We start from the raw sequence: 21,951 nt of genomic DNA on the forward strand, positions 1-21,951 counted from the left end.
ATAGCTCTCGCCGCTTGACGCTACCATTTTTTCTCTTAGATGTACGGTTACCAATAGACGACAGTTATGACTGACTCGACTAAAACTCTCTGTCCTTACTGCGGTGTTGGCTGTGGCTTAGAAGTGTTGCCACCCGCGCAGCCTGGTAAGCCGATTAACAGAGATAGTGCTGGTACACCCATTTGGCAAGTCCGGGGCGATCGCGCTCATCCTTCTAGCCACGGAATGGTTTGCGTCAAGGGAGCCACCATCGCAGAATCGTTGAATAAAGACCGCCTGCTCTACCCCATGCTGCGGGATACTTTAACCCAGCCGTTTCGCCGCATTACCTGGGAAGAAGCTTATGATTGCATCGTGCAGCGCATGCAAACTGTCCGGTACACGCAAGGGCCCGAAGCGATCTGCATGTACGGGTCCGGTCAATTCCAAACCGAGGACTACTACACGGCCCAAAAACTGCTGAAAGGGTGTCTCGGCACCAACAACTTTGATGCCAATTCGCGTCTTTGCATGTCTTCAGCGGTCTCTGGTTACATTCAAAGCTTCGGGGCAGATGGTCCTCCCTGCTGCTACGACGACCTAGAACTGGCCGATTGCGCGTTTCTGATTGGAACTAACACTGCCGAATGTCATCCCATCATTTTTAATCGCCTGCGGAAGTACCACAAGCAAAACCGCCACGTCAAAATGATTGTGGTTGATCCGCGCGAAACCGCCACCGCCCAAGCCGCAGATCTCCATTTAGCTATTCGTCCTGGCACTGATATCGACTTAATGAACGGCATGGCTCACTTGCTGATGCGGTGGGGCCATTTTGATGTCAGCTTTATCGATGAATGCACTGCTAACTTCCCGGCCTTTGCTCAGGTCATGCAAGACTACACACCTGAGATGACGGCGCAGCGCTGTGGCATTGCCGTGGAAGACTTGGAAACTGCGGCTCGTTATTGGGGAGAATCTGAGCGAGTACTTTCCCTCTGGTCGATGGGAGTCAACCAATCTAGCGAAGGTACGGCTAAAGTCCGAACCTTGATCAACCTGCACCTGATGACAGGGCAAATCGGCAAGCCCGGAGCGGGGCCATTTTCTCTAACTGGTCAACCCAATGCGATGGGGGGCCGAGAGGCAGGTGGCTTAGCTCACTTGCTTCCAGGCTACCGCGTGGTGCAAAATCCCCAGCACCGAGCGGAACTAGAGGAATTTTGGGGGCTGAAGCCTGGGCAGATTTCTCCGCATCCGGGTCGGACGGCTTGGGAAATGATCACTGGGTTAGAGCAGGGAGACGTAGGGGTGCTGTGGATTGCTGCCACTAATCCTGCGGTGAGTATGCCTGACTTGGAGCGCACCAAAGCCGCGCTGAAGCGATCGCCCTTCACTATTTACCAAGACGCTTATTTCCCCACGGAGACGGCTGAGTATGCTCATCTACTTTTGCCAGCAGCCCAGTGGGGCGAAAAAACTGGGGTGATGACTAACTCGGAGCGACGAGTCACACTTTGTCAGGCGTTTCGCGATCGCCCGGGTGAAGCGAAAGCGGATTGGGAAATCTTTGCGGAAGTGGGGCGGCGCTTAGGATTTGCTCAGCAGTTTGCCTTTACGACTTCTGCGGAGGTCTACGCTGAATTTGCTCAAGTTACTCGCGATCGCCCTTGCGAAATGACGGGACTGAGCCACGAACGCCTGCGAGTTAAAGGCCCAGCTCAGTGGCCTTGTCGAGATTCGGGTCAGGTCAAGCCTGGAGAACCTGCGAGACTCTATCAAGAGCTTCGATTCCACACTCCCGATGGGCGGGCGCGATTTGGGGCTTACCATTCTCGCGGTTTAGCCGAACGGCCTGATCCGGAATATCCTTTGGTGCTGACGACAGGCCGCCTTTACGGTCACTGGCACACCCAAACTCGCACCGGACGAATTGAGAAAACGCGGCAAATGCATCCCAATCCTTTTCTAGAAATTCATCCCCGTGATGCGTCTGAATTGGGCTTACAGGACAAAGATTGGGTGGAGGTGCGATCGCGGCGGGGGTTGGCCCGTTTTCCGGTCACGGTAACGAAGGCGATCGCACCTGGGACGGTGTTTGTGCCGATGCATTGGGGCTTTTTGTGGGCTGACCAGGCCGAAGCGAATGCCCTGACGCATCCAGAGTGTTGCCCCGATTCTAAACAGCCAGAGTTGAAAGCTTGTGCGGTGCAATTGGTGCCGATCAAAGCGGGTATGAGTCCTCAAGAGAATTTGCATCCCGCCGCGCGATCGAGTATTCTCGCACCATCTTCTTAATCTGGCTGAGCGCTGTAAAGATGCGATCGCTGAAAAAAGTCACCAGACAATGTGCCGATGCTGGCAGCAATGAGAACTTTCTCAGGTTCCTGGGTGGGGCCGAGGCATTAGTTTCTAGAGCTTTGTCGATTGCTATGGTGGTGGTTTTAGCCGTAGCAGTGATTGATTTGGTGAGATTTCTAGTTTTAGAGATCTTTTCTGAGCCTTTTGGGTTATTTAGCACCACACTGATTGAGATCTTTGGGCTATTTCTCAATATCTTGATTGCGTTAGAGATTCTAGAAAATATTGCGGCTTATCTGCGCAAGCATGTGGTGCAAGTGGAACTGGTGGTGGTGACTTCGCTGATTGCGGTGGCGCGTAAAATTATTATTTTGGATTTTGAGAAGACGACAGGGGTGGAGTTGATTGGTTTGGCGATCGCGATTTTCTCTCTCTCTATTAGTTATTGGGTGGTTCGTCACGTGAATGCTAAGGAGCACTAAATTTACGAAATCCGAGCCTTGGGGGCACTCGCCCCCAAACCCCTGCTGAGGGACGGTTGCGTCCCCCAGGCCCCCTCCAAACGAACGTAACTGTCAGTGTTTCGATTCTGGTTCTATTTCTTTTTTCATTCCTTCTGACTCCTCACTCCTGACTCCTCACTCCTGACTCCTCACTCCTGACTCCTGACTCCTCACTTTTCATCTCTCATCCTTCCTCCCTCCTCTACTCCCCTCCTCATGTCTGACTTTTTCCAGTTTGAAGCTGATTTTGTTGAGTCTCTCCGTTGTATTCCCATGCAGGTGCGCTACAAGCTGGATACTTGTGGTGTGAAGTTGAAGTTGCAACATTGGCATCAGTTTACGCAAGGGGAGCGGCAATCTTTGGTAGATCTCCCTTGTCTGATGGAGGCGGAGGTTGTGAGTTATCGGGAGCATTTACAGCGGATAGTTGTGGAGCATACGGGCCACGCTGCGAGTGATCTACCGATTGAGGCCTGCCCTGCTTGGATGGATGAAACTGCAATTCCAGTGAGTGTGCAGGAGAAGGCTACGGAAACTGGGGTAGGGTTGACGCTGGAGCAATGGCGATCGCTCTTACCGCTGCAACGCTTTGTGCTGCTCAAACTCAGTCGGTCGGGTCATGAAAACAGCAATTTTTTGCCAGCAATGCAGGAGTTCCAGTTGGTCTGACAAAAACTCCGCAAAATTACTCAGAGCTAAATTAGTCTTGTAGTTCATAGACTAGAGGTGCTGACGTGGAGCAGTTCTATGGAATCGCAACAAGCTGGGTTGATCTGGCAAGCTTTAGATTTTGCGGCGCGTAAGCATCGAGACCAACGACGCAAAGATTTGGAGGCTTCTCCTTACATTAATCACCCAATTAGTTTGGTGAATTTGTTGTGGAATACCGGAGGAGTCACAGATCCAGCGGTAATTATGGCAGCACTACTCCATGACACGGTTGAGGATACTGCAACGACTTTCGCTGAGTTGGCCCAGGAGTTTGGCGAGGAAGTGCAGCAGTTGGTCAAAGAGGTGACAGATGACAAATCTCTACCTAAACAAGAGCGAAAACAACAGCAAGTTGAGCATGCAGCGCATTTAAGTGACAAGGCAAAGTTGGTGAAACTGGCTGATAAAATCTCTAATTTGCGAGATATTATTGCCTCACCTCCGGCGGATTGGTCTTACGATCGCCAGCGCGAGTATTTTGTCTGGGCAAAGCAGGTGGTGGATCAGATGCGGGGTAACCACGCTCCGTTAGAAGCTGTATTTGACCAGGTTTATCAACAAGGGATCAGTCAACTGAGCGATCGCTGAAGAATCTAACTTTCTCAGGAAAAACTAATATTTGGTTTAGAGCCACATCATCTTTTTAAGTTTTACTTTTACTTGATTGTGAAGTAAAAAAATAGCTTTGAGTAGACAAAATTGAATCTTCACCAATAGCTAGTTGAATGAATCTCATTGGCGATTTGCTCACAAAAATTACTCAAAACAAGGGGCGAATCGATCCATTTTCGCTACAGTTTCGGCTCACGGTTGGCATTATAGGGGCATCAGTTCTCAGTTTCGGTGGGGTGGCCATCTGGACAACTTGGACGACCTACCAAATTCTGATTGATTCTCACAAACAAAATATTATCTATCTCACCGATCGCTTGCCACGCGATGTGGAACTGTACAGCGAAATGATTCCGGTAGACATTGGGTTGCGACGGGCCATCAACAACGTCACTAGTCCGAATCTGCTCATTTGGGCTAGGGCACCGGATGGCAGTGTTTTAGCCCAAGCCGAAACTTTGAAAACGGAGCGAGCCAGCCAAATTGTGGCGGCAGTGGATTCTCTGCCCTGGCTGCCGACTAAACCCCAAAGTTCTTGGATTAATGGCTCTTATTTGTTGCTCAGTAGCGAGCCTTTAGCCATTAACGGCACTCGCATCGGCAAACTCTATATTGCTCAAGATATTACCCGGGATCAAGCTCGGTTTTTAGGCTTGATTCGCAGCTTAAGCTTAGTCAATTTGCTAGCAATTCTGGCGCTGGCCATGGCGATCGCGTCTTATATTCGGCGATCGCTGCAACCTTTGCGAGAGATGAGCCAGATGACTCAAGTTATTTCGGTGGATGATTTGGGACAAGCACAATTACAACTCGATAGTGCTCCTAGCGAAGTCACTGATTTAGCGCAGACTTTCAATACGATGTTGTCTCGCTTGTCTGACTCTTGGACGCAACAGCGAGAATTCGTCAGTAATGTTTCTCACGAATTACGCACGCCGCTGACGATTGTGCACGGCTATCTGCAAAGTATGCAGCGCCGTAGCCAGAACTTAACAGAAGCTCAGCAGGAAGCCCTAGATATTGCCGCAGTCGAAACTGAGCGCATTATCCGGTTGTTGCAAGACCTCCTCGATCTCGCGAGAGCCGACAGCGGCTATTTGCATCTCTCTTGGGAACCGATTGATTTAGCTGCACTGTTACGCGAAGTAGCTAGCATGGCAGACCCATTCAGTAGTCATACCATTCAAGTTGAAATTGAGCGTCTCGATGCCCACGGTTCCGGAGCAGAATCGATTCACGTCAAAGCCGATCGCAGCCGTTTGCGACAGGTATTGATCAATCTGATCGATAACGCGGTTAAATATTCTGAGCCTCACACCCCTGTAACTCTACGCTTGCATCAGTTTGATGAGTTTGTCGCTCTCCAAGTCAGCGATCGCGGTTGCGGTATTGATCTCCCCCACCAAACCCGCATCTTTGAGCGCTTCTACCGCGTGGATGAAGCTCGTTCTCGCTCGACTGGAGGCAGTGGCCTGGGGCTGTCGATTGTGAAAACCTTAGTCGAAGGTATGGGAGGCAGCATTACGGTGCGCTCCAAACTAGGGGAGGGCAGCGTCTTTACGGTCACTCTACCCAATCCCTCTGTAAAACTATGACCGCCCCTCCAGCCCACATCCTAGTGGTTGAAGATGAAGTGAAGCTGGCTCGATTTATTGAGCTCGAGCTGAGCTATGAAGGCTATCAGGTGAGTCTGGCGCACGATGGCTTCGTAGGACTGACCACAGCCCGAGATGCCAAGCCCGATTTAATTATTCTCGACTGGATGCTGCCTGGTTTGTCAGGTTTGGAAGTCTGCCGTCGCCTCCGCACCACAGGCGATAAAGTTCCAGTGGTGCTCCTCACGGCCAAGGATGAAGTTAGCGATCGCGTGGCAGGGCTGGACGCAGGAGCCGACGATTATGTCGTCAAACCGTTCAGTATTGAAGAATTGCTAGCACGAGTCCGAGCCCACCTCCGACGAGTGCAAGAAACTGAACCAGAAGTTTTACAGTTCACAGATCTCAGTCTGAATCGCCAAACTCGCGAAGTCTTCCGGGGTGATCGCGCCATTGAACTCACTGCGAAAGAATTTGATCTACTGGATTTCCTCATGGCTCACCCGCGCCAAGTAATTACCCGCGATCGCATTTTGGAGCAAGTTTGGGGCTACGACTTCATGGGCGACTCCAACATTATTGAAGTCTATATTCGCTATCTCCGCCTCAAACTCGAAGCCAATCAAGAAAAACGCTTGATTCAAACCGTACGGGGGGTAGGCTACGTCTTGCGTGACTGAGTATATTTGCAGACCTAAAATGCTAGGCTGAGGCCAGTGAAGTCAGCCATCCTGAAGCCATGCACAGACTCCTGACTGGACCGTTAAGCGTTGATCCTGTGACTGTTGCGATCGCTGGGCTCCCTCCGGCTCTGCACAATACAAAGCTCGTGCAGTTTTCTGATTTTCACTACGATGGTTTGCGGCTCTCAGACGATTTACTCACCCAGGCGATCGCCGCTAGTAATGCCTTGGAGCCAGATTTAATTTTGCTCACCGGGGACTATGTCACGGATGAGCCAGATCCCATTCATGATCTGGTGCGGCATCTAAAGCAATTACGCAGCCGCTTCGGCATCTTGGCAGTTTTAGGCAACCACGATCTGCACGAAGATCACTCTCAAGCGGAAGTTACGGCTGCTCTCACCAGTATTGATGCTCAGGTTTTGTGGAATCAAGTGGCTTACCCCTTGGGCAGCGATTTGGCCTTTGTGGGTTTAGCCGATTTTTGGTCGGGAGAGTTTGCCCCCACTCCAGTCCTCAGCGAGCTAGATCCCGCTCTGCCCCGGATTGTTCTTTCCCATAACCCGGATACGGCCCAAATTCTGCAAAAGTGGCGCGTAGATTTGCAACTTTCTGGTCACACTCACGGTGGTCAAGTTGTCATCCCTGGTTTTGGCACAATTTCCAAATTGTACGAAGATGTTTTCTACAGCATTCCCAAAACGCTCCGCAGCGCCATTCCATCTATGAGAAAACATTGCCACCGAGTGGTGCAGCATTGGGAATGGGCTAGCGGCCTACATCAAGTCGGAGATAATTTGCTTTACGTCAACCGGGGTCTGGGTACCTATCTCCCTGGGCGGCTCTTTTGTCCACCGGAAGTCACTGCGATTACCCTCGTTTGCCAGGATCCATAAGGACGTGATGCTCTATTTTCCTGGAGTTGGCTGCCCGCTCAGGTCGTTTATCCTAAATCAGCAGGGCGATCTAATATTAGACAACGGTTGAGCTAGCGGCAATACGCTTCAGCGCTCTGAGTAGAACGAACTGTTACCTGGGCTCCCTGGCGAACCACAAATTCGCTTAAGCCCACCTGAGCGGGGTGATTTGGCTTAACCCGTTGCCAATCTGATTGACTGCCCCAGTCATAGGTGTATCCCAGTTGGGTCCAGGGATAAGACTTACCCGTAGCGGGGTAGCGACTGGCAAACTGAGCGCTAAACCACTCCTGATAACTCGGCGGGGTTGTAGCAAACTCATTCAGCGGAAATTCTAAGGTTGCCTCGCGATCGCTAATGTCAGGGTCAGGCGTGGGACGAAACAGGTGTCTCGGTTCTACCCACAATTCCACGATGGATCGAGACTGGTTCGCTGCATCTGGAGGCAACCCCAACAGTTGGTTGAGTCGATGGGCTAGGGAGACTTTCTGGGTAGGACGGTAGGTTTTGCAGAAATTTTGTAAATCGGGAGCCGCTGTCACCCAAAGATCGAGAGGCAAACGCATCAAACCACCCACTCGGCTGGCGTACCCAGAATAAGTGGTCCACACTGTTACTAAAACGCGGCTTCGATCCCAAACTAAAGCAGGGTTGTACCAAACGATGGGTGTGAGGTTGCGGTAAATTTCCTGCGGCTCTGCTAACTTAGCATCCTCAATCGCCTCCACATAGGCGGGCGGCAACGGTGACTGGTTGGTGGGTTTGCCACTCCCCTGAGCTAGAGTAGGAATTCCTAGAAGAGTTTCCGTGAGGCTGATCAGCAAAACTGCCCAGGAAAGAATGGCATATTTGTGGCGATCGCGGATTTGATGCATACTCATGCATCTAAAAGTACATGCCTAGCTCTAAACCTACGGAATCCAGATTAAAAAATTTACAACTGGAACACAAACAAAAAACCCCCAGCCGAAGCCAGGGATTGAATTCAGGGTGCATCTACCATTCCTTTCTTCTAGGAAGGCAGGGCTCTATCCGGAATAAATGGCAGGATTAGAAATGAAATTTTGATCTAAGAGCGATCGCACAACAGATAGATGAGCACCATAGAAGTCACCCACCTGTTTACCTATTTCATCAAAGGGCTAACCCCTCATGCTGGCGATCGCGTCTCGCTCCAGGCAGGCCACGGCATTCCAGGCGATCGCGGCTTTGCCCTGATGTATGCCGATGCAGCCTCAATGGAGTCAGAAGCCGAAGTGCCGTGGATGAGGAAAAACAATTTTGCCATGCAGGCTGACTGGCCTGGTTTAGCCAGCTTAACTTGTGAGTATGACCCAGGCACCAGCCAGTTAATGGTGAAGCAGCAAGGGGTAGAGTTGTTAGCTGAAGTGACTAACACACCCAAAGGGCGCGATCGCATTGGCGCTTTTTTTACCGGATACTTAGCGGCGCTGCAACCCACTGCCACCGCTCGCCATCCAGAGAAAGCACCTTTGTGTTTAGTGGGCGACGGCAACAGCACCCGCTACCCTGACCGCGATCCTGTCCATATTTCGCTGATCAACCAAGCCAGCTTAGAAGATTTAGGCCAGAAGTTAGGACATGCCGTTGATCCGCGCCGCTTCCGACCCAACGTTATGCTCACAGGCATTCCTGCTTGGGAAGAGTTGAGTTGGGTCGGCAAAACCTTTCAACTGGGTACTGCTCAAGTGGCAATCGCAGCGCCGATCAACCGTTGTGTCAATGTTGATGTCAATCCAGATACAGGCATGCAAGATTGCTCCATTTTCGCGGCCTTGCAACCCACTTTGGGTCATCGCCAAACTGGAGTCCTAGCTACGGTGATCCAAGGCGGTACAGTTGCGATCGGCGATCGCTTGATTGAAGTGACATCCTCTTAATTGCGGACTTTCTTGCTGGGGTGGCCGATGTAGAATCCGCGCTTTTGCCCTATAGAGAACCTTGAACAGTGGGCATACTAGGGCAGATTATAAACAAAAACTTTATTCACTAGAAGTTCACTACAAAGCTTCTATTTACCCCCAATGCAGTCTGCCCCAGACTAGAAGTGCCAGCATGAGTTCTGTCTCTCCAGATGCTCCTCTAATTCTCATTGTCGATGACAATAAAACGGCGCGATCGCTGTTACGAGAAACCATGGAGGAAGAAGGATACCGAGTCGCCGAAGCGCGAGACGGAGAGCAGTGTTTGACGATTTATGCTCGCCTCCGCCCAGACATTGTCTTGCTCGATGCCATCATGCCTGTGATGGATGGCTTCACCTGTTGCCGTCAGCTCAAAACATTACCAGGAGGCGATCGCACCCCTCTATTGGTGATCACCGCACTAGATGACCAAGCTTCGGTTGATCAAGCCTTTGCCGCAGGAGCTACGGACTACATCACCAAACCGATCCATTGGGCCGTGTTACGGCAACGGGTGCGGCGGTTGCTTCAAGCCAGCAAAGCGATGGTAGAACTGCACCAACAAACCGAGTGGGAACACTTGATGGGAGTGATTTCGCAACGCATCCGGCAATCGCTCAATTTAGAAGATATCCTCAACACCACGGTTGTCGAGGTACGACAGTTTCTTCAAACCGATCGCGTCAGCGTTTATCGTTTTGAACCAGACTGGAGCGGCACGATCGCAGTCGAATCGGTTGGAAGCGAATGGCCCTCTGTGTTGGGCAAGAATACGAAAGATCCTTGCTTCGCCCTCACCTACATTACGCAGTACAAGCAGGGCCATGTGCGAGCAGTCGAGGATATTTACACCGCCGGGATTGCGCCTTGTCACATTAACTTGTTGGCTCAATTTAACGTCCGCGCCAACTTAGTCGTGCCGATCTTGCAAGGAGACCAACTGTGGGGACTACTCCTGGCTCATCATTGCTCTGGCCCCCGGCGCTGGCAACCTTCCGAAATCAAGTTGGTGGAACGACTCACAACCCAAGTAGCGATCGCGATTCAGCAATCAGAGCTTTACCAGCAGGTCCAACATCTCAACGCCGACTTAGAATGCCAAGTGCAGGAGCGCACGACTCAATTGCAGCGAGCGCTGGAGTATGAAGCAATGCTGAAACGGATTACCGATAAAGTTCGTGACAGCCTTGATGAGAGCCAAATCCTTGAAACAGCAATAGCAGAACTCGTGAATGTGTTGGGAGTTTCTTGCTGTGGTACCAGCCTTTATGGGGGAGAGCAGCTCTGCGCCAAGATTCCTCACGAGTACATGATGCCTAATACGGTAGGCTGCCGCTTAGTGCCAAAAGCAGTTGAATTTCCCGAAATTTATCAGCAACTTCACCAAGGACAGTATTCGCAGTTTTGCGAAGTCACCCCAGCCTCCGGTCGAGGCCGCTTAGCAATGTTGGCTTGCCCCATTTTTGATGACCAAGGTGTGATTGGCGACTTGTGGCTGTTTAAGGAAAAGTATGCAGTTTTTAATGAGCTAGAAATTCGCTTGGTGCTTCAGGTAACAAATCAGTGCGCGATCGCCATCCGCCAAGCTCGGCTGTACCAATCTTCCCAAGCTCAAGTAGAAGCGCTCGAAAAGCTGAATCGCCTTAAGGATGAATTTCTCAGCACGGTTTCCCATGAGTTACGAACCCCAATGGCTAGCATGAAAATGGCAACTCACATGCTGGAATTATCCCTACAAAAAGAGCGCACTAAATACGCTGATCAATCTCATCCAGAAGGCAGTAAAACTACTCGCTATCTACAAATTCTCAAAGATGAATGTGAGCGAGAAATTAATTTAATTGATGATTTGCTTGATCTGCAACGGCTTGATGCAGGCAATCAATCCTTAGAGTTAGGGGTAATTAATTTGCACAATTGGCTACCTGCAATCATTGAGCCTTTTGTAGAACAAGCAAACAATTTACAGCAAACACTCCAACTTCAGCTTCCCGATCAATTACCTTTTCTCGTGTCTGATGCTTCACATCTAGAGCGCCTTTTAGCTGAGTTACTCAGCAATGCTTGTAAATACACTCCTGCTCAAGAACATATTACCGTCTCGGCTACTGCTCAATCAGAAACTTTGCAGTTGAGTGTCAGTAATTCTGGTGTAGAAATTCCACCAAACGAACAAACCCGAATTTTTGACAAGTTCTACCGCATTCCTAGTTCTGACCCCTGGAAACAAGCAGGCACCGGATTAGGCTTAGCTTTAGTTCGTAAATTAGTTACACATTTAGGTGGTTCAATTCAGGTGCAGAGTGATAAAAATTTAACTAATTTTATTGTTGAATTACCTCTTAATAGTCCTCTAGGACATTTTGAAAATTAAAATTTTTCATAATTAGATTTCCATGTTCTTTAGTGGTTAAGGGTTAGCTAATTTTCGGGAACTCTAACAAAGAATATTAGAGTTAGCTCGTATTCACAAGAAGAATAGAAATTTATGACTACAGTTACAACAACATTTGTGCTGACAGACGAGATCAAAAAAGGTCTCGCAGACGGCACTTATGAAAGAGTAGGAGGAATGATTCGTGAAACACAGACAAAACGTACAGTTCAATGGTTGCGTGAAATTGTACCAAGCTCAATGCCTGGAATTCTCTCTGACATCGGTTCTGTTGCTAGCGTCCTTAATTTAGGAGTTTCGATCATTAATCTAGGTGTCTCAGTAATGGGATTCCAGATGGTGAGCGATCGCCTAGATCATGTCGAGAAACAGCTACAGCAAACCAAAGAAGTCCTCTTGAAATCTAATGAGCAATTAGCCGTCAAAATTGACCTGTCATTTTATGCAAATCTTCGTGCAGCGATAAGCTTGGCAGATTTTGCTTTTACAATGGCTGATCCTGATAATCGCAAAGTTTTTGCTGCTCAAGCAATTAATCGCTTCTTGGAAGCCAAGGAACATTACCTTGCATATGCCGATAGTGCAATCGAGTCTAGCAGCCGAGCTGCGGATAAGCATCTTCTAACATTATTTCTAGCCTGTATTGCTGAGGCACGTTGCCATTTAGAGCCAGGAGAGCCAACTACAGCATCTCTTTGCTTGCAAAAAGGCAATATAGTTCTTCGTTCTCGGCTTGAAAAATATATCAATATCCTGCTTACAACTAACCCTGCTGCTTACTTACATCCCTCCTTAAATGAAGAGATTGATTTATCAAGATTGACCCATGTTTATAAGTGGCTAAATCCAGAGCTAAACGAGAATTCTATATTTCAAGAGCAGCGCTCAAACTTTTTTAAGATTGCCCAAAGCAACGACCAGTGGGTACGCTCACTTCCAGATGCAGTCATAGAGTATACGCAGTTCAAGAACAACGGAGCCTTGATTTACTCCAAACTGCCTAAAGTGATGGAAAAAATGGAGGCAATGATTGAAACGTATCGTCGTTTTGAAGCGTATCAAGGTGAAGTACAGGCGATCGCTCAACTAGGCATCAGCTTTCAGGAATGGCTGCAACTCAAACCAGCAGAAGCCCAACCTGAGGGAGCCAAACTGATGTATATCATGCCATCCGAACCGCTAAAACTCATTAGTGTAAATTAATACTAAGTCACTTTATTAGTCGTAACCTCATAATCAGCTAAAAAGTTCTCAGCATTCAGCACTAGTTCCAGAATTACAGATTGGGTTGCAACTCAGTATAAGGTGATCGCTTTGTATGAGTTTTCAAACGTAGAGGCAATTGCAGTCGTCAAGTTAGCAGCCTGAAAATGCGTAGTGATCACACAGACTGCCCTTATTAGCTTAAAAGCTCACCTAAGACAAGAGGATGTAGCCCTTGTATCACTAACATTCATACTGCCTTATAAATTCTCCGCTTAAGTTTAAAGATCGAATAAAAGATGGCGTTGACAGCTGGCAGACTTAACTAAATTGGAGGAATATTTATACAGCTCCGTAATAATACCGAATCTAGCTGCTTTAAGTTATTTTAAGAACTGATTAGATTCAGTAATAACCCTCAATAATCCTCATCGTTTATTAGTCTCGCTGACCAACCAATTACCCCATTAGGAGTGCTTAAGTGGACACCGCGATCGCAGCGTTACTGAGCGTGGCCTAACGTTGTAGTACCGAAAAACTAACCTATTCGATATTGTGCCTTCGATGCATCACCCCACCTACTAGTCACGCTGGTGGACTGGTTGTGCTGACAACTAGAGCAAAGTCGTAATCAATGGAGCCAAGAAGTTGACCTGGCTGAAATAGCCCTGGAGATTTGATGAAATTAAGTGTCATTATTGCTTGTTTCAATGCAGCCAATACAATCGCTAAACAGTTAGACGCCTTGGCGCAACAGCAGTGGTCGGAGCCGTGGGAAGTAATCGTTGCGGACAATGGCTCCACCGACGCTTCACTGGAGATTGTACGTCAATATCAGAGTCGAATCCCCAACTTACGGATTGTCGATGCCTCCCACAAAGCGGGCGCAGGTCCTGCCCGTAATGCAGGGACGAGAGCAGCTCAAGGTGAAGCACTCGCTTTTTGTGATGCCGATGATGAGGTTGCACCAGGTTGGGTGGCAGCAATGGGGCAGGCGCTGGCTGAATATGACTTCGTGGGGTGTCGATTTGACCCCAATAAACTCAACGAGTCTTGGCTGGTGAGAGCCCACCCCTGTACTCAAGAAACTGAATTGCCCAAAAGCCGCTACATGCCGCATCTGCTGTTTACAGGCGGTGGAGGAATGGGAGTTAAGCGATCGCTGCACGAAGCTATGGGTGGCTTTGATGAGTCAGTTTTGCGGTTAGAAGACATCGATTATTGCTGGCGACTGCAACTATCCGGCGTAAAGCTACACTTCGTTCCTGGTGCGGTACTCTACGTGCGTTACCGCCCAACCTTGACAGGTATGTATCGACAAGCAAGACAGTGGGCCGAGTCTGAGGTGCTGCTTTACAAAAAATACCAAGCGTTAGGGATGCACCCATTTTCTTGGAAGACGGGCTTAAAATCTTGGGGCCGCTTGCTCCAAGAAATGCCACAAGTCCGCTCGTTAGAAAGCCGCCGCCAATGGTGTTGGAGATTAGCGTGGCGGTGGGGCCGTCTCCAGGGAAGCATCAAGTACAAAGTTTGGGCGCTCTAAAAGTTTTGTCAGGTTTGAGGGTGCAATATCTAATGTTATTAAGCAGATTTTTCCAGAAGTTACATCGCAAACGGGAATCTCTAAATTTCCGGTTCAAGCGAACCATCTACGCTCCAGCTTTGTGGCGCTGGTTACTGGTTAACAGTCGGCCTATGCATCTGAGCCAGAAATCAGCGATTGTTTTTGCACCCCATCAAGATGATGAAAGTCTGGGATGTGGCGGCTTAATTGCCCTCAAACAAGAACAAAACATCCCGATTCAGGTTGTGTTTTTGACAGATGGCCGCTCCTCGCATCCAAAACATCCTTTTATTAAAGGAGAGGAGATGGTACGAATTCGCCAACAGGAGGCGATTGATGCCTTGCAAATCTTGAGTGTTCAGCCATCTCAAATCCACTTCTTGAGCCAACTAGATGGTCATCTGCCCAAATTATCGAGTAGCGAGCGCCAGCAAATGCTCACCCAGCTAGTTCAGCTATTGCAGACCATCAGGCCCGAAGAAGTATATGTCCCCTATCGAAAAGATGTGAACGCCGACCACATAGCGGCCTATGAGCTGATTCACACAGCTCTTCTGGCTTCTGGAATCCCAGCAGAGTTAATTCAATATCCAGTCTGGTCTCTGTGGAAACCTTGGGTCTGGGACTTTAGCGCACCGGAGCTAAAAAATGCTTACCGTTTGCCAATTATCGCTATGCGCGATCGCAAACGGCAGGCTCTAGAGGTGTATCGCTCACAATATCAACCATTGCCACCCGAAACAAAACCCCTGCTGCCTCCAGGCTTTCTCGATCGCTTTCTGTCTCCCTACGAAATCTTCTTCCGACCAGAAGCGAATCAGAAATAGAGTTAACTTACAACCCTTCAGCATTAAGGCATCCACTCCAAAGAAACTCCCACACGGCTATCCTTAGCAAAGCGGGAGTTTTGTTTTTGGATATCCGTAGATAAGCGTAGATTGCTCGTCACCGCATAACCAGCCGACAGCGTCGTCAGACCCACTTCCTCATCCGAACCAGGAGACACCCAACTTTGGGTTAAGGAGACGTCAGCAGCGCCAGTACGAGACATCACCAACAAAACTCGTACCCCGACATTCACTCCATCCGTTGAGTACTGATTGGTTTCCAAATGGCGGTAGCCCACCACAGGCGCAACATTGACATAGCTACCCAAAGGCCGCACATAGTAACGCACATCTCCGCCATAAGCTTCGCGATCGCCATTAAACGCAGCTTGATATTCCCCACTCACCGTTAAGCCACTTCGCCCTAAAAAAATATCCTCCACACCCACATTCCAACCGCCAGCGTGATCTGTGGAAGGAAACTGAGAGTAGCCTGCCCGAACTCGCGTCCGAAAACTCGGATCATGTTTAATTTCTGACAACACATCGGGCACCTCGCGTAACCAACGCTGCAACACCGGACTTTCTTCAATGACCTCTGGCTTTAAATCCAAGTCACTCGCAGCCTGAGACACCTCAGGGGATTGGGTGTTAGGCCCAGGAGCTTCCTGAGCCACAGCCCAATTATTCCCACTAAAAAGCCCGATCAGTAAGCTGGCAAACAGTCCCAAGCGGAAAGGCGATCGCAGCCATTGCCAATAAATGATTTGTCTCTCCATGCAAGCAATTGATGGGTGAAGAATCAAGCAGGTTCCCATAAAAAAACGGTTCTGCATTCAACAGAACCGCCAGCATTCGGAGCCAATCTGAAACGTTAGCGTACAGTGCCTTCTAGAGCCACCATATCAATCGGCTTCATCAGGTACAACCGCAGCATTTGCCAAGCGATCGAACCGATGTGTGGTAGCTTCTGGAAGAACTTCACGGCTTTGGGCTGGTTAGACTCAATGACCTTGTTCAGCTTCAGAAAAGCCTCAGCCGCCTTATCCATCCGAGCCACGAATTTAGGATTTTCTACATCCAAAATCACGGGGAAAACGCGACCCGCAGTTTCGTTGGTCTTGTTGATCACATGCAGATCATAATCCCGTGCATTCAGGCCCAGAGAAGCGTAGAAGCCAGAGCGCTGAAGGTCATTGAGGTACATGGTGGCAAACACGGAGAGCAAGAAGAAGCGACTCCAGAGTTTTGCCTTCCAATCGTTGAGGAACTGGGGCTGAGCCTTCATGATGGCGTCAAAGAAATCACCATGACGGTTCTCATCTTGGCACCAGTTATCAAAGAATCGGAAAATGGGGTAGATGCGATTCTCAGGGTGCGACTCTAGGTGACGGAAGATCGTGATGTACCGCCAGTAGCCAATCTTTTCAGAGAGGTAAGTCGCGTAGAAGATAAACTTCGGCTTGAAGAAGGTGTAGCTGCGGCTCTTGGTCAAGAAACCCAAGTCGAGCGACATGTTGAAGTCGGTCATTGCCTTGTTGAGGAAACCAGCGTGACGCGCCTCATCCCGCGACATGAGCGAGAAGCACTCTGCTAGCAAGGGGTTCTTGTCTTTCAGCTTGCGAGCTAGTTCTTTGTAGAGCAGGAAGCCAGAGAACTCAGCGGTGCAAGAGCGCTCTAGAAACTCAATAAATAGCTGACGGGTTTCGCCATCAATGTGATCCCAAGATTGCTCAAACTCAGCATCCCGCACAAAATGGTGGCGATTGTAGTCAGCCCGAAATTCTTCCAGGATGGCTCTCAACTCGTCCTCGTTGGGAGAGATGTCCATCTTTGCCATCTCATCAAAGTCGGTGGTGTAGAACCGAGGAGTGAGGATGGTTTCCTTTGCGGGGACTTTGATTCCTGGCTTCAGTTCTTCAAAACCAGGTTTCTTGAGGGAATCTACCATAGGTGTTTCTGCTCTTTTATGATTCTGTGCCTCAGGTCTAGAGCCATGAAAGCAATACAGAGGAAGCCAAGACGTAAATGCGGCATTTTCTATGCACTTTAGTTTACAAGGTCTGAGAGGTTGAAGCGAGGCGATCGTGTTAAGAGTTGCAACATCGCGTCAACTTCTGTGAGTCTTAGTAAAGACAAAGGTGCAGACAAGGCGCGATCGCGATACTCCAAGCGGTTGGTATCCACGCTCCCCGCCTCTATTCCGATTTCAAGGAAGCCATATCAATGACAAAGCGGTACTTCACATCAGATTTGAGCAGGCGATCGTAAGCTTCGTTGACCTTTTGGATAGGGACAACTTCAACATCAGCAGTGATATTGTGCTGACCGCAGAAGTCGAGCATTTCCTGGGTTTCTGGGATGCCGCCGATCATAGAGCCAGAAAGACTGCGGCGACCCACGAGAAGGCTGAATGCCGCGATATCCAGAGGCTTCTCTGGTGCACCAACTAGGGTAATGTTACCGTCGAGGCGGAGCAGGTTGAGATAGGCATTGATGTCGTGTTTGGCGGAGACGGTATCGAGAATGAAATCGAAGCTGTCCTCGTGCTTCTTCATCTCGTCAGCATTACGGGAAACGACCACTTCATCAGCACCGAGGCGAAGCGCGTCTTCCGTCTTGTCAGGCGAGGTGGTAAAGACAACAACGTGAGCACCGAACGCATGGGCGAATTTCACACCCATGTGTCCCAGCCCGCCCAGACCAACCACGCCAACCTTCTTGCCCTCGGTAACACCCCAGTGGCGCAGGGGTGAATAGGTTGTAATCCCGGCGCAAAGCAGCGGCGCGACTCCAGCCGGATCGAGGTTCTCTGGAACTCGCAGAACGAAGCGTTCATCAGCGACAATGCTATCGGAGTACCCCCCGTAGGTAACTGGAGCAGTCTTGTGCTTGTCTGGGGAGTTGTAGGTGAAAATGACATTGTGACAAAACTGCTGAAAGCCAGCTTGGCAGCGAGGACAATTCAAATCCGAATCAACCATGCAGCCGATCGCAGCCAGATCGCCAGGCTTGTACTTGGTCACTGCTGAGCCAACCTGAGTTACACGACCGACGATCTCATGACCCGGGACAATCGGGTAGGTAGTGGACATGAAGTCGCTCCACTCGTCACGTACTGAATGAACATCAGAGTGACAGATGCCGCAAAACAAGACTTCGATCTGTACATCGTGTTCAGTTGGATTGCGTCGCTTGATCTGGGTAGAGGTCAGTGGTGATGTTGCACTGGCTGCGGCATAGGCTTTCGTGTTGTAAATCAATGAATGCTCCTATGGTTTACGTTTGGCACTGCTAATGCTCATTGCTGACCTGTTCCATCCAGTCCCCTGCCTTCGAGTTCTGAATGGCGATATGGGGCATGGCTGTTGTGGCTATAGCTCCGTGCCAGTGTTTCACACCTAGCGAATCCAGACGACATCCTCAGGTTTGATCTCTTGGCTTAGTCCGCCTCATTGCTGAAGCCAACCAGACTCAGTCTTAAGAAGCGGTACGTACTCTGCACTTCACACTCTACGGCTACAAAGCTTTCTCTAGCCAAAGTTGTCGTCCACCATGCCACAGCGATCGCTCCGCTCGCAGTCCTAACTGTTGATAAAGGGCGATCGCACCAATATTGCGTTCATTTGTATTGAGGCCGATTGAACGACAACCTTTTTCAATGGCTCGATCAATAGCAAACTGAACCAGTTGCCGCCCCGCGCCTTGTCGTCGCACCTCTGGCAGCACAAAGACATCTTCTAGCTCAGCCTGGTAGCCTACGACCCAAGCAGAATAACGATAACGGCACTGGATATACCCAAGAGCATTTCCTTGAGCATCTTGAGCCAGAAAAAATTCAGTATCAGGATCTTGCAATAACCGAGCGATCGCATCCCAAAACTCTGCATTAGAAGGACTCAATTGCCGCAGCTGATCCCGGAATGCCCCAGCTAGTCGTACCAGTGATTCGAGATCTGCTGCACTTGCAATTCGAATATTCAAATCTGTCGCCATACCTTTTGGTAAAAGGCGATCGCTCCTTTTTAACTTATTTTTCTTCTGTTTTTTGTTCTGCCTTTTGTTCTGGTTTTTTCCGGCATTCTAGTTTTTCTTTTCTACTCTTCTTCTCCTTTTCGCATTGTTTGCGCTCTGCGATCAGTTGCTTAACTCTGGCTTTCACTGTGTTGTGTCGTGTGACTCCCTCGTAGGCGTAACGGTTGTAGCCGTTCTCCTGAATCAGTTTTTCCAGATATTCCACCCGTTCGTTGGTAATGGGGTGCGAGGAGAGCCAACTGAAAGGCATTCTGTCTTTGTCTTCTTTTTCTAGCGTCACCATCAAGTTGCGTAGCCCATCGGCTGCATAACCTGTGGAAGCTAAAATCCGGGTGCCGACAATATCGGCTTGCCGCTCCATGTCTCGGCTATAGTCGAGCACAGCCAAATTGCCGATCGTGCCACCAAACGGGAAGAACTGCGTGGCACTGGAAATCAGATTCCCTTGAGCGACTAACTGAAAGCCATGAGATAGAACCGAATGGGATAACTCATGGGCCAAAAGTCCAGCAAGTTCCGCCTCGGAGTTAGTTTTAGCGATCGCTCCTGCATTGAGAAATACCTTGCCTCCGGGCAAGGCAAAGGCATTGAGGCGATCGTCCATAATCACATGAAACTCGTACTTGAAATCTCGTCCTGCAACCGTAGCGATGCGACGACCAATCTCGTTCACATAATCCACCACTAGCGGATCATCGATTAGTTCCAACTCTTCTTTGGCATCCTTCGCCACACTCTCGCCGATCGCTGCTTCTCCTCGCATCAACATGGCTGTGGTTTGTACCGCCGATAGAGGGCTAAAAGGATTGCCAGTCAGCACAAGACCTGCCACCCCAGTAATCGCATTGGCGATCGCATTCCCTCTTAGCTCTCGTCGCATGTGGACTCGGAAACGCTCTAGATTCTCCTCAGCGAGTTTGGCGAATTCGGGTGCGGCTGGATCGTTGGGGTTGAGCAAAGCAAATTGCCGGGCCGCGATCGAAGCGTCGAGCCATTGTTCGGTTTCGGCCAAGAGCTCGATCTTGGCTTTCAGCAAATCTGGTTGGTTGGGATAAAAGGCGGTCGCTCGTTCCAAAACAGTTAGTGCCTCTGGGGTGCGCTGGTCATCTTTAAGCGCTTGGGCGAGTCGCAAGTGTCCGGGCACAAATTGGGGGTGCTGCTCCACCAACATACTCAGTGGCACAAAGATTCGAGTCTTGAGGTTCTGAGCCATCCCAGCTTCCGACTCACGCCAGTAAACTCGCCCCGCCGGAGACAATTGGGCTGGGTCTAGAATTGGCTCTGGTCGCTGCCTGGCTTCTGTCGCGGCCACTTCTTTGGTAAATGGTGTTTTGGCTTCTCGATAAAGCTTTTCGGCAGCAGGAAACTGACCACCTAAGTAAAGTTGGTCTGCCTCAATTAGCTTTTGTTGTCGTGCTTGTTCTTCTGGGGTAGGAGGTTTCTCAGCTTCCTCTGAGTCAGAATCGCTCGGCTCAGTCTCGCTTGCCTCATCAGTTTTTGGCTCTGAATCCGGTTCTGGTTTTGACTCTGGTTCTACGGAAGTATCAGAATCGCTAGTCTCAGGGGTTGATTCCGCTGGAGCTGATGTGGGTAGTTCTGCCTGAGTCGGTTCTGCTGATGTTTCTGTTGCTGTCGTGGATAGCTCAGGGGTGCCTGGGTTGGCTGGAGTTGAGGATGGCTCGGCAGCGTTGGGGGTGGCGATCGCAGGATCAGAAATGGAGGTGTCTGCCGTTGTAGGGATAGGAACAGCATCTACCACCACATTTTCAGCGATCGCAGGCGACTCCACGGGAACCACCAGCCGATCAGAAACTAAATCAGAAACTTCAAAGGTGGCATTTTCGACAGTAGTAGCAGGCGATCGCGTCGTCGAGGAGGCTGAATCAATTACTTCTGCGATCGCAGCCGTTGGTACGACAGGCAACATCAACAAGCTCAACAGCAACACTTGTCGGCGCATCCGACTTTGACCTTTAGCACCTTGATCTCTAGCACCTTGATCTCTAGCACCTTTGAGCGATCGCCCAGATCTAGCCACCATGACAACCCCCAACGCTTTGATTAAAGTTTGTGATTCATTCACTATGCTTATTGTGCCAAGTCTAACCGCGACAACCTAGCGATCGCCCAGTTTCTTTGGCTGCCCTTTTTGCCCCTAACTACTTACGCTGACTCCCCAGCAAAGTATCTATGATTGAACCAGAAACCTTAACTTGCCAGTGATATGAATAAGGTCGGAACTTCCTACCTGCTTTGGCTAGGTTGCTTATTTGGGATATCTGGACTACATCGTCTTTACAACGGCAAAATTGCCACAGGCTTATTCTGGATGATGACCTGGGGCCTTTTTGGCGTGGGCCAATTTATTGATCTATTTCTAGTTCCAGACATGGTAGAGGAGCACAACCTTAAATACCGTGCTCGTCTAGGTATGTCGCCTACTGGAGTCCCACTGAGCCAACCTGCTGTCGCAGCTACAGTTCTGAAGCCTAGCCGGGAACAGCTCATGATCAGGCTTTTAGAAGCTGCTGCCGCCAGAGGAGGCAAATTGTCTGTGACGCAAGGAGTGATGGCAACGGGTCTTGGCTTTGCCGAAGTTGAAACGGTTCTCCAAGAAATGGTAAGAACCGGATATGTTGGCATTGACAACGATCCCGTTACCGGAGTCATCACCTACGACTTCAAAGAACTGTAAGCCAGA

At 49.6% G+C, this 21,951-nt stretch carries 20 protein-coding genes; 13 read left to right on the forward strand and 7 right to left on the reverse strand.

Annotated elements, in window-relative coordinates; translation table 11 throughout:
* The first annotated feature begins 66 nt into the window (after positions 1-66).
* The 7 genes from H6F90_RS10045 (at position 67) to H6F90_RS10075 (ending at position 7,280) form a co-directional block, all read left to right on the forward strand.
* Positions 67-2,277, forward strand: coding sequence for a molybdopterin oxidoreductase family protein (locus H6F90_RS10045; RefSeq protein WP_190552327.1), 2,211 nt, complete (start codon positions 67-69; stop codon positions 2,275-2,277).
* Positions 2,278-2,297: 20 nt separating this feature from the next.
* Positions 2,298-2,762 (forward strand): phosphate-starvation-inducible PsiE family protein, encoded by a 465-nt coding sequence (locus tag H6F90_RS10050; protein ID WP_190552328.1) that lies wholly within the window; start codon positions 2,298-2,300, stop codon positions 2,760-2,762.
* A 237-nt stretch (positions 2,763-2,999) separates the two neighbouring features.
* Positions 3,000-3,452 (forward strand): nitrate reductase associated protein, encoded by a 453-nt coding sequence (locus H6F90_RS10055; RefSeq protein WP_190552329.1) that lies wholly within the window; start codon positions 3,000-3,002, stop codon positions 3,450-3,452.
* A 78-nt stretch (positions 3,453-3,530) separates the two neighbouring features.
* Entirely contained in the window at positions 3,531-4,082 is a 552-nt protein-coding gene (locus H6F90_RS10060; protein WP_190552330.1) for an HD domain-containing protein, read from the forward strand.
* Positions 4,083-4,219: 137 nt separating this feature from the next.
* Positions 4,220-5,701 carry a cell wall metabolism sensor histidine kinase WalK gene (locus tag H6F90_RS10065; protein WP_190439757.1) on the forward strand — a complete coding sequence of 494 codons (1,482 nt, stop codon included), beginning with the start codon at positions 4,220-4,222 and terminating at the stop codon, positions 5,699-5,701.
* Positions 5,698-6,381, forward strand: a complete 684-nt coding sequence (locus H6F90_RS10070; protein WP_190439760.1) for a response regulator transcription factor — start codon at positions 5,698-5,700, stop codon at positions 6,379-6,381. The genes H6F90_RS10065 and H6F90_RS10070 overlap by 4 nt, the downstream gene beginning before the upstream one ends.
* A gap of 59 nt (positions 6,382-6,440) precedes the next feature.
* Positions 6,441-7,280 (forward strand): metallophosphoesterase, encoded by an 840-nt coding sequence (locus tag H6F90_RS10075; RefSeq protein ID WP_190552331.1) that lies wholly within the window; start codon positions 6,441-6,443, stop codon positions 7,278-7,280.
* Positions 7,281-7,372: 92 nt separating this feature from the next.
* On the opposite strand, the gene H6F90_RS10080 is transcribed toward H6F90_RS10075, so the two are convergent.
* Positions 7,373-8,182, reverse strand: a complete 810-nt coding sequence (locus H6F90_RS10080; protein ID WP_190552332.1) for a hypothetical protein — start codon at positions 8,180-8,182, stop codon at positions 7,373-7,375.
* A gap of 213 nt (positions 8,183-8,395) precedes the next feature.
* On the opposite strand from H6F90_RS10080, the gene H6F90_RS10085 reads away from it, so the two are divergent.
* From H6F90_RS10085 to H6F90_RS10105, 5 genes are all read left to right on the forward strand, one after another.
* The gene (locus H6F90_RS10085; RefSeq protein ID WP_190552333.1) at positions 8,396-9,202 is read left to right on the forward strand and encodes an MOSC domain-containing protein; all 807 of its coding nucleotides are present in this window, start codon (positions 8,396-8,398) and stop codon (positions 9,200-9,202) included.
* 175 nt (positions 9,203-9,377) lie between these two features.
* Positions 9,378-11,600: a GAF domain-containing protein gene (locus tag H6F90_RS10090; protein ID WP_190552334.1), complete on the forward strand. Its 2,223-nt coding sequence runs from the start codon at positions 9,378-9,380 to the stop codon at positions 11,598-11,600.
* 114 nt (positions 11,601-11,714) lie between these two features.
* A complete protein-coding gene (locus tag H6F90_RS10095; RefSeq protein ID WP_190552335.1) occupies positions 11,715-12,824 on the forward strand; it encodes an NC domain-containing protein in 1,110 nt (369 codons plus the stop codon).
* 679 nt (positions 12,825-13,503) lie between these two features.
* On the forward strand, positions 13,504-14,367 hold the full coding sequence (locus H6F90_RS10100) for a glycosyltransferase family 2 protein (protein WP_190552336.1): 864 nt from the start codon (positions 13,504-13,506) through the stop codon (positions 14,365-14,367).
* A 32-nt stretch (positions 14,368-14,399) separates the two neighbouring features.
* On the forward strand, positions 14,400-15,215 hold the full coding sequence (locus H6F90_RS10105; RefSeq protein ID WP_190552337.1) for a PIG-L deacetylase family protein: 816 nt from the start codon (positions 14,400-14,402) through the stop codon (positions 15,213-15,215).
* A 23-nt stretch (positions 15,216-15,238) separates the two neighbouring features.
* Here the strand turns inward: H6F90_RS10105 and H6F90_RS10110 are convergent, their stop codons facing one another.
* From H6F90_RS10110 to H6F90_RS31460, 6 genes are all read right to left on the reverse strand, one after another.
* Positions 15,239-15,994 (reverse strand): hypothetical protein, encoded by a 756-nt coding sequence (locus H6F90_RS10110; RefSeq protein ID WP_242024400.1) that lies wholly within the window; start codon positions 15,992-15,994, stop codon positions 15,239-15,241.
* A 95-nt stretch (positions 15,995-16,089) separates the two neighbouring features.
* Complete coding sequence (gene acsF / locus H6F90_RS10115; RefSeq protein ID WP_190439787.1) at positions 16,090-17,166, reverse strand: magnesium-protoporphyrin IX monomethyl ester (oxidative) cyclase; 1,077 nt, start codon at positions 17,164-17,166, stop codon at positions 16,090-16,092.
* 98 nt (positions 17,167-17,264) lie between these two features.
* Positions 17,265-17,402: a hypothetical protein gene (locus tag H6F90_RS10120; RefSeq protein WP_190552338.1), complete on the reverse strand. Its 138-nt coding sequence runs from the start codon at positions 17,400-17,402 to the stop codon at positions 17,265-17,267.
* 11 nt (positions 17,403-17,413) lie between these two features.
* On the reverse strand, positions 17,414-18,478 hold the full coding sequence (locus H6F90_RS10125) for an NAD(P)-dependent alcohol dehydrogenase (RefSeq protein WP_304941002.1): 1,065 nt from the start codon (positions 18,476-18,478) through the stop codon (positions 17,414-17,416).
* Between the two features lie 256 nt (positions 18,479-18,734).
* Entirely contained in the window at positions 18,735-19,211 is a 477-nt protein-coding gene (locus H6F90_RS10130) for an N-acetyltransferase (RefSeq protein WP_190552339.1), read from the reverse strand.
* A gap of 34 nt (positions 19,212-19,245) precedes the next feature.
* A complete protein-coding gene (locus tag H6F90_RS31460; protein WP_370587984.1) occupies positions 19,246-21,333 on the reverse strand; it encodes a M48 family metalloprotease in 2,088 nt (695 codons plus the stop codon).
* Between the two features lie 141 nt (positions 21,334-21,474).
* Here H6F90_RS31460 and H6F90_RS10140 point away from each other — a divergent pair, with 141 nt between their 5' ends.
* Positions 21,475-21,945, forward strand: coding sequence for an NINE protein (locus H6F90_RS10140; RefSeq protein ID WP_190552340.1), 471 nt, complete (start codon positions 21,475-21,477; stop codon positions 21,943-21,945).
* Positions 21,946-21,951 lie beyond the last annotated feature (6 nt).

The organism is Trichocoleus sp. FACHB-591, from assembly GCF_014695845.1.
Taxonomy (GTDB): domain Bacteria; phylum Cyanobacteriota; class Cyanobacteriia; order FACHB-46; family FACHB-46; genus Trichocoleus.